A 13841-nucleotide genomic window follows, 5' to 3' on the forward strand; every position below is an offset into this window, starting at 1 on the left:
GCGGCGGGAACCAACGGAGGAGGTACCAGCGGTGCGGAGCCACGACACACCAACGGCGCGGACGGACCCGCCCCCGGCGCCCGGAACCGGACCGGCCGGTTCGCACGCCACCCCTGCGACCCCTGCGCGGGCGCCGGACCCGGCAGGCCCGGCGCCCGGGGCCGCCGAGCCCGCGGCCGGATACGCCGCCGCCCGGCTGCACCTGCTCAACGACCCGCACACCCCGGGAGCACCCCGCCGCGCCGCCCTCGCCGCCCTCACCGACCGGTGGCTCGGCCACCTGATGCGCGCCGCACAGCGGGACACCGGGGTAACCGGCTCCGCACTGGTCGCCGTCGGCGGCTACGGCCGGGGCGAACTCTCCCCCCGCAGCGACCTCGACCTGCTCCTCCTCCACGACGGCACCGCCGACCCCCGCGCCGTCGCCGCGCTCGCCGACCGCATCTGGTACCCGGTCTGGGACCTCGGCCTCGCCCTCGACCACTCCGTACGGACCCCCGCCGAGGCCCGTACCACCGCAGGCGCCGACCTCAAGGTCCACCTCGGACTCCTCGACGCCCGGCCCGTCGCCGGAGACCCCGGACTCGTCGCCTCCCTGCGCACCACCGTCCTCGCCGACTGGCGCAACCGCGCCCCCGGACGCCTCCCCGAACTCGCCGAACTCTGCCGGGAACGCGCCGAACGCCACGGCGACCTCCACCACCTCCTCGAACCCGACCTCAAAGAGGCCCGCGGCGGACTGCGGGACGCCACCGCACTGCGCGCCGTCGCCGCCTCCTGGCTGGCCGACGCCCCGCGCGACGGACTCGCCGAAGCCCGCCGCACCCTCCTCGACACCCGCGACGCCCTCCACCTCACCACCGGACGCGCCGGCGACCGGCTCGCCCTGGAGGACCAGGACCAGACCGCCGCCCGGCTCGGCGTCCTCGACGCCGACGCCCTGCTCCGCCGCGTGTACGAGGCCGCCGGGACCATCGCCTACGCGGGCGACGTCACCTGGCGCGAGGTCCACCGGGTGCTGCGCGCCCGCAGCACCCGCCGCCGGATCCGGACCGTCCTCACCGGCGGCGCCCGGCGCACCGAACCCGAACGCACCCCCCTCGCCGACGGCGTCGTCGAACACGACGGGGAGGTCGCCCTCGCCCGTACCGCCCGGCCCGAACGCGACCCCGTGCTCCTGCTGCGGGCCGCCGCCGCGGCCGCCCAGGCCGGGCTGCCGCTCTCCCCGCACGCCGTCCGCAGACTCGCCGCCACCGCCCCGCCGCTGCCCGTACCCTGGCCCGCCGAAGCCCGCGAGGAGTTCGTCACCCTCCTCGGCGCCGGCGAACCCACCGTCGCCGTCTGGGAAGCCCTGGACGCCGAAGGCCTGATCACCCGGCTGCTGCCCGACTGGGAACGCGTACGCCACCGCCCGCAGCGCAACGCCGTCCACGTCTGGACCGTCGGCCGGCACCTGGTGGAGACCGCCGTCCGGGCCGCCGCGCTCACCCGCCGCGTCCACCGTCCCGATCTCCTCCTCGTCGCGGCCCTGCTGCACGACATCGGCAAAGGATGGCCCGGCGACCACTCGGAGGCCGGGGAGACCATCGCCCGGGACACGGCCGCCCGGATGGGCTTCGATGCCGCCGACGCGGCCGTCGTCGCCACGCTCGTACGCCACCATCTGCTGCTCGTCCAGACCGCGACCCGGCGCGACCCGGAGGATCCGGTCACCGTACGGACCGTGGCCGAGGCCGTCGGCACCATGGGGACGCTCCAGCTCCTCGTCGCCCTCACCGAGGCCGACGCACTGGCCACCGGGCCCGCTGCCTGGTCCGGCTGGCGGGCCCTCCTCGTCGACGACCTCGCCGAACGCACCGGTGCCGTCCTCGAAGGCGCCGCCCCGGCCGCCGCCTCCGCACCGGGCGCCGAGGAGGAACGGCTCGCCGTCGAGGCGCTGCGTACGGGTGGGCCCGTGCTCGCACTCCGTACCCACGGCGACGGCGACGGCAGCCCGGGAGCCGAGGACGGCGGAGCGCCCGAACCCGTCGGCGCCGAACTGCTGATCGCCCTGCCCGACCGGCCCGGCGTCCTGCCCGCCGTCGCCGGGGTACTCGCCCTGCACCGGCTCACCGTCCGTTCCGCCGACCTGCGCGAGCTCACCCTGCCCGCCGCCGGAACGGGCGCCGTCCTCGTACTCAACTGGCGGGTGGCCGCGGCCTACGGCGCCCTGCCGCAGCCCGCCCGGCTCCGCGCCGACCTCGTCCGCGCCCTCGACGGCTCCCTCGGCCTCCGGGCCAGGCTCGCGGAACGCGACGCCGCCCGGCCCCGCCGCCGCGGCGCCGAGCCGCCCCCGCCCCGGGTGACCGTCGCCGCCGACGCCTCCCACCGCGCCACCGTCCTCGAAGTCCGCGCCCCGGACGCCCCCGGACTGCTGCACCGCATCGGGCTCGCCCTGGAGGACGCGGGCGTACGGGTCCGCAGCGCCCACGTCAGCACGCTCGGCGCCAACGCGGTCGACGCCTTCTACCTCACCGCGGACGGCGGCGGACCGCTCTCCGCCGACGCCGCGGAAGACCTCGCGCGTACCCTCGCACAAGCCCTGCGCTGAGCCCCGCGGCAACGCCTCCGGACGGTCCGGACCCCGGGCCGACCGGGGCCGGGGGTGCCGGAGCGGGCAGGCACCCGCCGGGGCCGGATACCCTGGAGGGCGATTCCCTGTTGCCCCCGACCTTGAGGACCGACGAGCGCCGTGTTCGATACTCTCTCCGACCGCTTGGCGAACACCTTCAAAACCTTGCGGGGCAAGGGTCGTCTCAGCGAGGCGGACATCGACGGCGCGGCCCGCGAGATCCGGATCGCGCTGCTGGAGGCGGATGTCGCCCTCCCCGTGGTCCGGGCGTTCATCGCCAATATCAAGGAGCGGGCGCGCGGCGCCGAGGTCTCCAAGGCGCTGAACCCCTCCCAGCAGGTCATCAAGATCGTCAACGAGGAGCTGATCGGCATCCTCGGCGGCGAGACCCGCCGGCTCAGGTTCGCCAAGCAGCCCCCGACCGTGATCATGCTCGCCGGTCTCCAGGGCGCCGGTAAGACCACGCTGGCCGGAAAGCTCGGCAGCTGGCTCAAGGCCCAGGGCCACTCCCCGCTGCTGGTCGCCTGCGACCTCCAGCGCCCCAACGCGGTCAACCAGCTCTCCGTCGTCGCCGAACGCGCCGGTGTCGCCGTGTACGCGCCGCAGCCCGGCAACGGCGTGGGCGACCCGGTCCAGGTCGCCAAGGACTCCGTCGAGCACGCCCGCGCCAAGCAGTACGACGTGGTCGTCGTCGACACCGCCGGCCGCCTCGGCATCGACCAGGAACTGATGCAGCAGGCCGCGGACATCCGCGACGCCGTCTCGCCCGACGAGATCCTCTTCGTCGTCGACGCCATGATCGGCCAGGACGCGGTCAACACCGCCGAGGCCTTCCGCGACGGCGTCGGCTTCGACGGCGTCGTGCTCTCCAAGCTCGACGGCGACGCCCGCGGTGGTGCCGCGCTCTCCATCGCGCACGTCACCGGCCGCCAGATCATGTTCGCCTCCAACGGCGAGAAGCTGGACGACTTCGACGCGTTCCACCCGGACCGTATGGCGTCCCGCATCCTCGGCATGGGCGATGTGCTCTCGCTGATCGAGAAGGCCGAGCAGACCTTCAGCCAGGAAGAGGCCGCCAAAATGGCCTCCAAGCTGGCGAGCAGCAAGGGCAAGGACTTCACCCTCGACGACTTCCTGGCCCAGATGGAGCAGGTCCGGAAGATGGGCTCCATCTCCAAGCTGCTCGGCATGCTGCCCGGTATGGGCCAGATGAAGGACCAGATCAACAGCATCGACGAGCGCGACGTCGACCGCACCGCCGCGATCATCAAGTCGATGACCCCGGCCGAGCGGGCCGAGCCGACCATCATCAACGGCTCCCGCCGGGCCCGGATCGCCCGCGGTTCCGGTGTCGAGGTCAGCGCCGTCAAGAGCCTCGTCGAGCGGTTCTTCGAGGCCCGCAAGATGATGTCCCGGATGGCCCAGGGCGGCGGAATGCCCGGCATGCCGGGGATGCCGGGCATGGGTGGCGGGCCCGGCCGGCAGAAGAAGCAGCAGAAGCAGGCCAAGGGCAAGCGCCGCAGCGGCAACCCCATGAAGCGCAAGGCGGACGAGCAGGCCGCCGCCGAGCGCCGGGAGCAGGCCGCCCAGGGCGGGGCCTTCGGCCTTCCCGCCGGGGAAGCGGACCAGCCCTTCGAGCTGCCCGACGAGTTCAAGAAGTTCATGCACTGACCAAGCCTGTCGGCCGGGCCCGCGGGCCCGTGCCCGCGGCGGCCGTCCGGTCCTTCCGGGCGCCGCCCGGACGGAGGGACGGCGTCCGCATCCCGGCCGGTCACGGCCCGGCAGCCCCACGGGGTTGTCCACAGGTGGTTTTCCACAGGGGATGCCGACGCCGTCCTTCTGTCTTAACGTCCCCGTATGAGCAACCCCGCGCCGCCGCGCCGGGCGCCCGACGACCCCTGGCGCTCCGAGGGCACCCCGCCGACCCCGCCGCCCCGGCGGAAGATGCCCGGCGGCTGGTGGGGGCTGCTCGTCGCGGCGGCGGTGGTCTATCTCATCGCGAGCCTGGTGCTCTCGCAGTTCCGCAAGGGCGGCGAAGAGCCCACCGTCTCGTACACGGAATTCAGCAAACAGGTCACCGCGGGCAATATCTCCAAGATCTACTCCAAGGACGAGGCGATCGAAGGAGAGCTCAAGAAGAAGGCCCCGGTCCCCGGCGGCGACGGCGACTACACCAAATTCAGGACCCAGCGGCCCGCCTTCGCCACCGACGACCTCTGGGGCGAGCTGACCGGGCGGGGCGTCACGGTCACCGCCGAGCCGGTCGTCCAGAAGACCAGCATCTGGTCCTCCCTGCTCTTCGCCTTCCTCCCGATCCTGCTCCTCATCGCCGTCTGGGTGTTCGCGGCCCGGCGGATGGGCGCGGCCCTCGGCGGCGGTGGCGGGCTCCTCGGCCGCAAGGAGCCTCCCAAACCCGTCGAGCTGCTCCCCGGCAAGAAGCGCACCACCTTCGCCGACGTGGCCGGTATCGACGAGGTCGAGGGCGAGCTCAACGATGTCGTCGACTTCCTCAAGAACCCCGGGGCCTACCGCCGGATGGGCGCCCGGATGCCCGGCGGCGTCCTGCTGGCGGGACCGCCCGGCACCGGCAAGACCCTGCTCGCCAGGGCCGTCGCCGGAGAAGCCGGGGTGCCCTTCTTCTCCGCCTCCGCCTCCGAGTTCATCGAGATGATCGTCGGAGTGGGCGCCGGACGCGTCCGGGAGCTGTTCTCCGAAGCCCGCAAGGTCGCCCCCGCGATCGTCTTCATCGACGAGATCGACACCATCGGCCGGGTCCGCGGCGGCGGCGCCGGACTCGGCGGCCACGACGAACGCGAACAGACCCTCAACCAGATCCTCACCGAGATGGACGGCTTCACCGGATCGGAGGGGGTGGTCGTGCTGGCCGCCACCAACCGCGCCGACGTCCTTGACCCGGCCCTCACCAGACCCGGCCGCTTCGACCGGATCGTCCAGGTCTCCCCGCCCGACCGGCCCGGCCGCGAAGCCATCCTCACCATCCACACCCGGGAGATCCCGCTCGCCCCCGATGTCGACCTCACCCGGATCGCCGCCGCCACCCCCGGAATGACCGGGGCCGATCTCGCCAATCTCGCCAACGAGGCGGCGCTCCTCGCCGTCAAGCGCCGCGAGGACGCCGTCACCCAGTCCGATCTGACCACGGCGCTGGAGAAGGTCCAGCTCGGCGCCGAACGGCCACTGGTGCTGAGCGCGGAGGACCGGCGGCGCACGGCGTACCACGAGAGCGGCCACGCCCTCCTCGGGATGCTCCAGCCCGGGGCCGACCCGGTCCGCAAGGTGACGATCGTGCCCCGCGGCCGGGCCCTGGGTGTCACGCTCTCCACCCCGGAGGCCGACAAGTACGCGTACACCGAGGAGTATCTGCGCGGCCGCATCATCGGAGCGCTCGGCGGAATGGCCGCCGAACAGCTCGTCTACGGGGTGGTGACCACCGGCGCCGAGAGCGATCTGGAGCAGGTCACGGGCCTGGCGAGAGGCATGGTCGGCCGCTGGGGGATGAGCGAACGGGTGGGGCGGCTGACCGCGGTCCCCGGCGATGCCCAGGTGCCGTACGGACTCTCCGCCGCGCCCGCCACCCTGGACTCGGTCGACCACGAGATGCGGCGGATCGTGGACGAGTGCTACGAGGAGGCCTCGCGGCTGCTGCGGGAGAACCGCCACCGGCTGGACGCGCTGGCGCAGGCCCTGCTGGAGCACGAGACGCTGGAGGAGGAAGCGGCCTACCGGGCCGCGGGGATCCCCCGGCTCGCCAAGAGCGACGGCTGAGCGGCATCCCCACCCGCGCCTGTACCCGCCGCCGGGTGTCGCGGACCGTACCGGAGCCGTACACAGGGCGTACACAGGCCGTCCATGGCGCGGAAACAGCCGGGACACCGGGGAGAAACGGGAAAAGGGCCTTTTCGGGCGGGCCGTTTCGGTACGGTGTCCGGAGTCCGGACGCCGAGCCGGGAACCCAGCCGGACCTGCGGGCGCGGCCGGGAGCCGGCGGCGGCCGATCCGGACCGGCGTGCGACCGCTCCACGGCGCCCCCGGAACCGCCCGGCGCCCGCCGGATGCCCCCCGGTTCGCAGGCGCAGGCCGGGCGCATCCGGCGAGCGCCCGGAGGCCCCGGAGCGCCGAGAGCGCCTGCGGGAGTCCGGGGGAGCCCGGCGCGCGAGCCGTGGGGCGATGTTTCGCACCAGTTCGGCATGTACCGCCGTACGAGGTGCTACGTACCACCTTGATGCCCACTGGGAGCCTTCTCCGCAGATCGGCGTACCCGCCCTCGTCGGGACGCATCAATGCCAACTGACGGGTACGTGCAAAATATTTGGGATGCCCCGTAATGGAACCGTGGGCCGCCCAGGCTCGTTATCACGACGTGAGCACGACACCACCTGTTCTCGCCGCAGAGCTGGCACAGGCATGGGCCGACATTCAACGGCACCACGCCGAGCTGCCGGATCTCGCCGCGCCAGAGTCCCTGATCGGAGAGTCGTCGTCCGCCTGCGGCGGCGAGCTGTCCTTCGAGCGACTGCTCCACGAGGCAGTCCACGGCATCGCCGCCGCACGAGGTGTCCGCGACACCTCCCGCGCCGGCCGCTACCACAACCGCAGATTCCTGGCGATCGCCGAGGAGATGGGCCTCGACCACGCCGACGAGCCGCATCCCAGCAGCGGCTTCTCGCTGGTCGTGCTCAGCCCGGAGGCCAAGAGGCGGTACCGCCCCACGATCGAACGGCTGCAGCGCGCCCTCAAGGCGCACACCGTCGCCACGGCGTCCGACACCAAACGCTCCTTCCGCGGACCGGCCGCCCGGCACGGCTCCTCGGGCGGCGGCGTCCGGGTGAAGGCCGTCTGCGACTGCGGCCGCAACGTCCGGGTCGTCCCCTCGGTCCTCGCCCAGGCGCCCATCGTCTGCGGCGGCTGCGGCAAACCCTTCCGTATCCCCGAACCGGTCGCCGCGGCGAGCTGACCCCGGCCCGGCCGCCTGACGGGGGCGGCGCAGGTCCGGGGGGCAGCGCGTCATCGGCGTGTGGCACAATGGCAAGCTGTACTCGACGGCCGCACAGGACCCCTCTCTCCTCCGGCTGACGCGTCCATCGGGCACCCCGAGTACCGCAACCCCACGTGGCATCCCGTTGTGCCCAACCACGTCAAGACCAGGAGACACCACTTCCGTGGCAGTCAAGATCAAGCTGAAGCGTCTCGGTAAGATCCGTTCGCCTCACTACCGCATCGTCGTCGCCGACTCCCGTACCCGCCGTGACGGCCGGGCCATCGAGGAGATCGGCCTGTACCACCCGGTGCAGAACCCCTCGCGCATCGAGGTCGACTCGGACCGCGCCCAGTACTGGCTTTCCGTCGGCGCCCAGCCGACCGAGCCGGTTCTCGCGATCCTGAAGCTCACCGGCGACTGGCAGAAGCACAAGGGCCTGCCGGCCCCGGCGCCGCTGCTGGTGGCCGAGCCGAAGGCCGACAAGCGCGCCGCGTTCGACGAGTTCGCCAAGACTCTGGAGGACGGCGAGCCCAAGGGCGAGGCCATCACCCAGAAGGCCAAGAAGTCCGACAAGAAGGCGGACGAGGCGGCTGACGCTGCCGAGTCGACCGAGGCCTGAGCATGCTCGAGGAGGCTCTTGAGCACCTCGTCAAGGGCATCGTCGACAACCCCGACGATGTCCAGGTCGCCTCGCGCAACCTGCGTCGCGGGCGCGTTCTCGAAGTCCGGGTCCACCCCGACGACCTCGGTAAGGTGATCGGCCGCAACGGCCGCACCGCGCGCGCTCTGCGCACCGTCGTGGGCGCCATCGGCGGCCGTGGTATCCGCGTCGACCTTGTCGACGTGGACCAGGTTCGCTGAACAAGAGCAGTACCGGCTCGGGCCGGGGGAGGGCCACCACCTCCCCCGGCCCGAGCCGTCTCGGTGTCCGGGGCCGTACCGCAGGCCGTCCGGCGGACCGGCCCCGGCGGCCGTAGCGTCGGTACCGCGGCGCTCCGGCGCCCGCCCGGCCGGGCCGGAGGCGGATCCCCGGACCCGACCCGGGTCTCAACCACAGGAGAGGCAACGAAGTGCATCTGGTAGTCGCCCGGATCGGCCGTGCCCACGGCATCCGGGGCGAGGTCACCGTCGAGGTGCGGACGGACGAGCCCGAGCTGCGGCTCGGCCCCGGAGCCGTACTGGCCACCGATCCGGCGAGCACGGGCCCGCTGACCATCGAAACCGGACGGGTGCACAGCGGCAGGCTGCTGCTGCGCTTCGCGGGAGTGAACGACCGCAACGGCGCCGAGGCCCTCCGCAACACCCTGCTCATCGCGGACGTGGACCCGGAAGAGACCCCCGAGGACCCCGACGAGTACTACGACCACCAGCTCGTCGACCTCGACGTCGTCCTCACCGACGGAACCCCCGTCGGCCGGATCACCGAGATCAGCCATCTGCCCTCGCAGGACCTGTTCATCGTGGAGCGGCCCGACGGCGACGAGGTGATGATCCCCTTCGTCGAGGAGATCGTGACCACCATCGACCTCGGTGAACAGCGCATCGTCGTCGACCCGCCGCCCGGCCTCCTCGACGACCGCGCGGAAATCGCCTCGGCCCGCGAAGCCGAGGCTGCCCCGGCCGGCGGCCCCGACGGTCACGGTCAGGGGCCCGCGAAGGACGGCGCCTGATGCGGCTCGACGTCGTCACGATCTTCCCCGAGTACCTGGAACCGCTGGACGTCTCCCTCGTCGGCAAGGCGCGCGCCCGCGGCCGGCTCGACGTCCACGTCCACGACCTGCGCCACTGGACGTACGACCGGCACAACACGGTCGACGACACCCCCTACGGCGGCGGCCCCGGCATGGTCATGAAGACCGAGCCGTGGGGCGAGGCACTCGACTCCGCGCTCGCCGACGGCTACGAGGCCGGGGCCCACGACCCCGTCCTCGTCGTCCCCACCCCCAGCGGCCGCCCCTTCACCCAGCAGACCGCCGTCGCCCTCGCCCGGCAGCCCTGGCTGATCTTCACCCCGGCCCGCTACGAGGGCATCGACCGCCGGGTCACGGACGAGTACGCCACCCGGATGCCGGTCCACGAGGTCTCCATCGGTGACTACGTCCTCGCGGGCGGCGAGGCCGCGGTCCTGGTGATCACCGAGGCGGTGGCCCGGCTGCTCCCCGGCGTCCTCGGCAACGCCGAATCCCACCGGGACGACTCCTTCGCGCCCGGCGCCATGGCCAACCTGCTGGAGGGGCCCGTCTACACCAAGCCCCCGGTCTGGCGCGGCCGGGCCGTCCCCGAGGTGCTGACGGGCGGCCACCACGGCAAGGTCGCCCGCTGGCGCCGCGACGAGGCGCTGCGCCGTACCGCCGCCCACCGGCCCGATCTGCTGGAGCGCTGCGATCCGGCGGAGTTCGACCGCAAGGACCGCGAGATCCTCTCCCTGCTGGGCTGGGCGCCCGAGCCCGACGGCCGATTTTGGCGCGGGCCGGAGGCCGTGGAAGAATAGGCCGCTGCCGTACGTCCGGCGTGCGCCCCTGCCACAGGGGGACACGACGCCCGCTCCGACGGGACGGCCCCTGAACTCATCCCTCTCCCGCCGATGACCTGTGGCATCGGTGAAGAAAGCAGACGAACATGTCGCACGTGCTCGACGCCGTCAACGCCGCTTCCCTGCGGTCCGACGTCCCCGCCTTCCGTCCCGGTGACACCGTGAACGTCCACGTTCGCGTCATCGAGGGCAACCGCTCCCGTATCCAGCAGTTCAAGGGTGTCGTCATCCGCCGTCAGGGCGCCGGCGTCAGCGAGACCTTCACGGTCCGCAAGGTGTCCTTCTCCGTCGGTGTCGAGCGGACCTTCCCGGTCCACAGCCCGATCTTCGAGAAGATCGAGCTGGTCACCCGCGGTGACGTCCGCCGCGCCAAGCTGTACTACCTCCGTGAGCTGCGCGGCAAGGCCGCGAAGATCAAGGAGAAGCGCGACAACTGAGCCGTCGGCCCGGCGGTCCCCGAGGGACCGGTGGGCCGGGGCTCACGCCTCGCAGGGGTCCATAGCGCGGCCGGATAGGCTCGTCCGCGATGGACACCGAGAACACACGCACGGAGCGCGACCGCTCTTCCGCAACCGACCGCCCGGACCCCGTCCCGGCGGCGGAGCCCGGCACTGCCGCCGGGACCGTGGAAGAGGGGCCGCGCTCCAGGCGTTTTCCGGGGCTTGCGCGGGTAGCGGGACTGCTGGGCGGCACCTGGCGCCGGTCGGCGCTGCTGGCGGTCGTCTGTCTGGGGGCCGTCCTGCTGGTCAGCCGGTTTGTGGTGCAGCCGTTCCACATCCCCAGCGGTTCCATGGAGCCGACGCTGCGGACCGGGGACCGGGTGCTGGTGAACAAGCTGGTGTACGGACCGGACGCGGAACCGGAACGAGGCGATCTGATCGTCTTCGACGGTACGGGGTCGTTCGTACGGGAGGGAGCGGCGGCCAACCCGGTCCAGGAGGCGGTCCGCGGCGCGTTCGCGGCCGTGGGGCTCGCCGAGCCCGCCGAGACCGACTTCGTGAAGCGGGTGATCGGCGTGGGGGGCGACCGGGTGGTCTGCTGCGACAAGGAGGGCCGGATCACGGTGAACGGCACCGCGCTCGACGAGCGCTATCTGCACCCCGGTGACGCGCCTTCCGATGTGGCCTTCGACATCGTCGTCCGCCCGGGCACCCTGTGGGTCATGGGCGACCATCGGAGCGACTCCCGCGACTCCCGCGACCATCTGGGCGACCCCGGCGGCGGCATGGTGCCGGTGGAGAACGTGATCGGGCGGGCCGACTGGATCGCATGGCCCGCCGGGCGCTGGGGCTCCCTGGAGGGTACGGATGCCTTCGCCCGGGTCCCGGACGCGCCCGAGGGGTCCGCGCCCGACGCCCCGGGCAGCTGGAGCGGGGGCGGCCCCGCCCCCTCGACGGCACCGGGCTCACCGGGGGCGCCCGGAGTGCCGTCCCCCGGCGGGGGAGCCGCGGACGGACGGCCCCATGGGTAGGCGGGGGCGGCCCCCCGGCCGGCGTACGGACGCCCCGCTGCCCACCGGAACCCGCCCCACCGACGGCTCGCCCGGCTCGCCCGCCCTGCCAGGCCCGTCCGGCATGCCCGCCCCGTCCGGCCGTGCCGAGCGCCGTCGGCTCGCCCGCAAGGTACGGCGCAGACGGCGGCGGTCGGCGCTGAAGGAGATCCCGCTGCTGGTCGGCGTGGCCCTGCTGATCGCGCTGGTGCTCAAGACCTTCCTCGTCCAGGCCTTCGTGATCCCCTCGGGGTCGATGGAACAGACGATCCGGATCGACGACCGGGTGCTGGTGGACAAGCTGACCCCGTGGTTCGGCTCCGAACCGGAGCGCGGGGACGTGGTCGTCTTCAAGGACCCCGGCGGCTGGCTCGCAAGCGATCAGGCGCTGCCCGGGAAGAAGGACGACCCGATCGTCGTCAAACAGATCAAACAAGGGCTCACCTTCATCGGACTGCTGCCGTCGGAGGGCGAGCAGGATCTGATCAAACGGGTCGTCGCGATCGGTGGCGACACCGTGGCCTGCTGCGACAAGGACGGACGGGTCACCGTCAACGGCGTCCCGCTCATCGAGTCGTACATCAATCCGGGAAACGTTCCTTCGGCCCGTGCCTTCGAGGTGAAGGTGCCGAAGGGGCGGCTGTTCGTGATGGGGGACCACCGGGCGGACTCCGCGGACTCCCGGGCCCATCTCGACGAGGAGGGGCAGGGCACGGTCGCGGTCGACGAGGTCGTCGGCCGGGCCGTGGTGATCGCCTGGCCCGTACGCCACTGGACCCGGCTCGACGGGCAGGAGGTCTACTCCTCCGTACCGAACGTACAGACGGACGAGGGGGCGGCCACAGGTCCGTCGCATACCCTGTCGTCCCAGGACCACAAAGGAATGGCCGTCCTCCCGAGCCCTGCGGAACTCTCGCTCGTTATGGGAGTGACGGGTCTGCTCGTCCTGCGGAGACTCCCGGGGCCTGCGGGTGGACGGTTCACACACAGACTGAGGAGTTGATGTGGGGGACGTGGCGGTCGGCGCGCGGTCCGGACACGAGCAGCCGGAGGACAGGCCCGAGGGCCCCGACGGGCCCCCCGGGGCCCCGGGAGCTGCCGGGTCCCCGGCTGCGTCGGCGTCCGCCGCGCCGCCGGTGGCCACGTCCTCCGTGGCCGCTTCGTTGAAGAGCGGCGACGGAGAGCAGGCGGCAGGCGGTGCGGGCGGACCCGGCGGGCCGCTCGGACCGGGCGCGCCGCGCGACGGCGGCTCGGGCGGCTCCGGCGGCGGTGCCTCCGTACCCCCGTCGTCGGACGGCTCCTCGTCCGGAGGCTCCTCCGGTACGGGTGAAGGCGAAGACGACGAGGACGAGACCCGCCCCCGCGCCCAGCGATCGTTCTGGAAGGAACTGCCGATCCTGATCGGCATCGCCCTGGTGCTGGCCCTGCTGATCAAGACCTTCCTGGTCCAGGCGTTCTCCATCCCCTCGGACTCCATGCAGAACACCCTCCAGCGCGGTGACCGGGTGCTGGTGGACAAGCTGACCCCGTGGTTCGGCTCCGAGCCGGAGCGCGGCGAGGTCGTCGTCTTCCACGATCCGGGCGGCTGGCTGGAGGGCGAGCCCACGCCCGAGCCCAATGTGATGCAGAAGTTCCTCAGCTTCATCGGCCTGATGCCGTCGGCCGAGGAGAAGGACCTGATCAAGCGGACGATCGCCATCGGCGGCGACACCGTGGAGTGCAAGAAGGGCGGGCCGGTCAAGGTCAACGGCGTCGCGCTCGACGAGCCGTACATCTTCCCCGGCGACACCCCCTGCGACGACCAGCCCTTCGGTCCGCTGACGGTCCCCAAGGACAAGATCTGGGTGATGGGCGACCACCGCTCCAACTCCCGGGACTCCCGCTACCACACCGAGGACGTCAACGGCGGCTTCGTCCCGGTCGACAAGGTCGTCGGACGCGCCGTGGTGATCGCCTGGCCGCTGAACCGCTGGGCGACCCTGCCGATCCCCTCGACGTACGACCAGAAGGGCATCAACGAGCACGCCGCGGCCCTGATCAGCTCCTCCGCACCGGCGGCCATGGGCGCGCTCGGCGCCGTACCGCTGGTGCTGTGGCGCAGGCGCCGGCTGATCGCCCGCGAGACCGCGGCGCAGATCACCGCGGGAAGGACGCCGGAAGCCCCGTAAGGGGGCCGCAGCCCGGGATACCGCCCGATAGGGTGCCGTCC

Annotated in this window: 11 protein-coding genes and 1 pseudogene; all 12 read left to right on the forward strand. The window is 72.8% G+C overall.

What is annotated here, in order from left to right; translation table 11 throughout:
• Window positions 1–31: 31 nt before the first annotated feature.
• Complete coding sequence (locus B7R87_RS24760) at window positions 32–2590, forward strand: [protein-PII] uridylyltransferase (protein WP_130585185.1); 2559 nt, start codon at window positions 32–34, stop codon at window positions 2588–2590.
• A gap of 141 nt (window positions 2591–2731) precedes the next feature.
• Complete coding sequence (gene ffh / locus B7R87_RS24765) at window positions 2732–4282, forward strand: signal recognition particle protein (protein ID WP_006346306.1); 1551 nt, start codon at window positions 2732–2734, stop codon at window positions 4280–4282.
• A gap of 186 nt (window positions 4283–4468) precedes the next feature.
• Entirely contained in the window at window positions 4469–6397 is a 1929-nt protein-coding gene (gene ftsH / locus B7R87_RS24770; RefSeq protein ID WP_006346305.1) for an ATP-dependent zinc metalloprotease FtsH, read from the forward strand.
• A 595-nt stretch (window positions 6398–6992) separates the two neighbouring features.
• Window positions 6993–7586, forward strand: a complete 594-nt coding sequence (locus B7R87_RS24775; RefSeq protein WP_040913943.1) for a hypothetical protein — start codon at window positions 6993–6995, stop codon at window positions 7584–7586.
• A gap of 205 nt (window positions 7587–7791) precedes the next feature.
• Entirely contained in the window at window positions 7792–8229 is a 438-nt protein-coding gene (gene rpsP, locus B7R87_RS24780; protein ID WP_006346303.1) for a 30S ribosomal protein S16, read from the forward strand.
• Window positions 8230–8231: 2 nt separating this feature from the next.
• Window positions 8232–8471, forward strand: coding sequence for an RNA-binding protein (locus B7R87_RS24785; protein WP_005311361.1), 240 nt, complete (start codon window positions 8232–8234; stop codon window positions 8469–8471).
• Between the two features lie 209 nt (window positions 8472–8680).
• Window positions 8681–9280, forward strand: a complete 600-nt coding sequence (gene rimM, locus B7R87_RS24790; protein ID WP_006346302.1) for a ribosome maturation factor RimM — start codon at window positions 8681–8683, stop codon at window positions 9278–9280.
• Window positions 9280–10101, forward strand: a complete 822-nt coding sequence (gene trmD, locus B7R87_RS24795) for a tRNA (guanosine(37)-N1)-methyltransferase TrmD (protein ID WP_006346301.1) — start codon at window positions 9280–9282, stop codon at window positions 10099–10101. Before rimM ends, trmD begins: the two co-directional genes overlap by 1 nt.
• A gap of 128 nt (window positions 10102–10229) precedes the next feature.
• Window positions 10230–10580 carry a 50S ribosomal protein L19 gene (rplS, locus tag B7R87_RS24800; RefSeq protein WP_006346300.1) on the forward strand — a complete coding sequence of 117 codons (351 nt, stop codon included), beginning with the start codon at window positions 10230–10232 and terminating at the stop codon, window positions 10578–10580.
• Between the two features lie 89 nt (window positions 10581–10669).
• Window positions 10670–11614, forward strand: a complete 945-nt coding sequence (gene lepB, locus B7R87_RS24805) for a signal peptidase I (protein WP_130585184.1) — start codon at window positions 10670–10672, stop codon at window positions 11612–11614.
• Window positions 11607–12725 (forward strand): annotated as a pseudogene (gene lepB / locus B7R87_RS24810) (signal peptidase I); the annotation flags it as partial. The gene lepB (B7R87_RS24805) and the pseudogene lepB (B7R87_RS24810), both read left to right, overlap by 8 nt.
• Entirely contained in the window at window positions 12646–13800 is a 1155-nt protein-coding gene (gene lepB / locus B7R87_RS24815; RefSeq protein WP_130585216.1) for a signal peptidase I, read from the forward strand. The pseudogene lepB (B7R87_RS24810) and the gene lepB (B7R87_RS24815), both read left to right, overlap by 80 nt.
• Window positions 13801–13841: the final 41 nt, after the last annotated feature.

The sequence above is a fragment of the Streptomyces tsukubensis genome, assembly GCF_003932715.1.
Classification (GTDB): Bacteria; Actinomycetota; Actinomycetes; order Streptomycetales; family Streptomycetaceae; genus Streptomyces; species Streptomyces tsukubensis.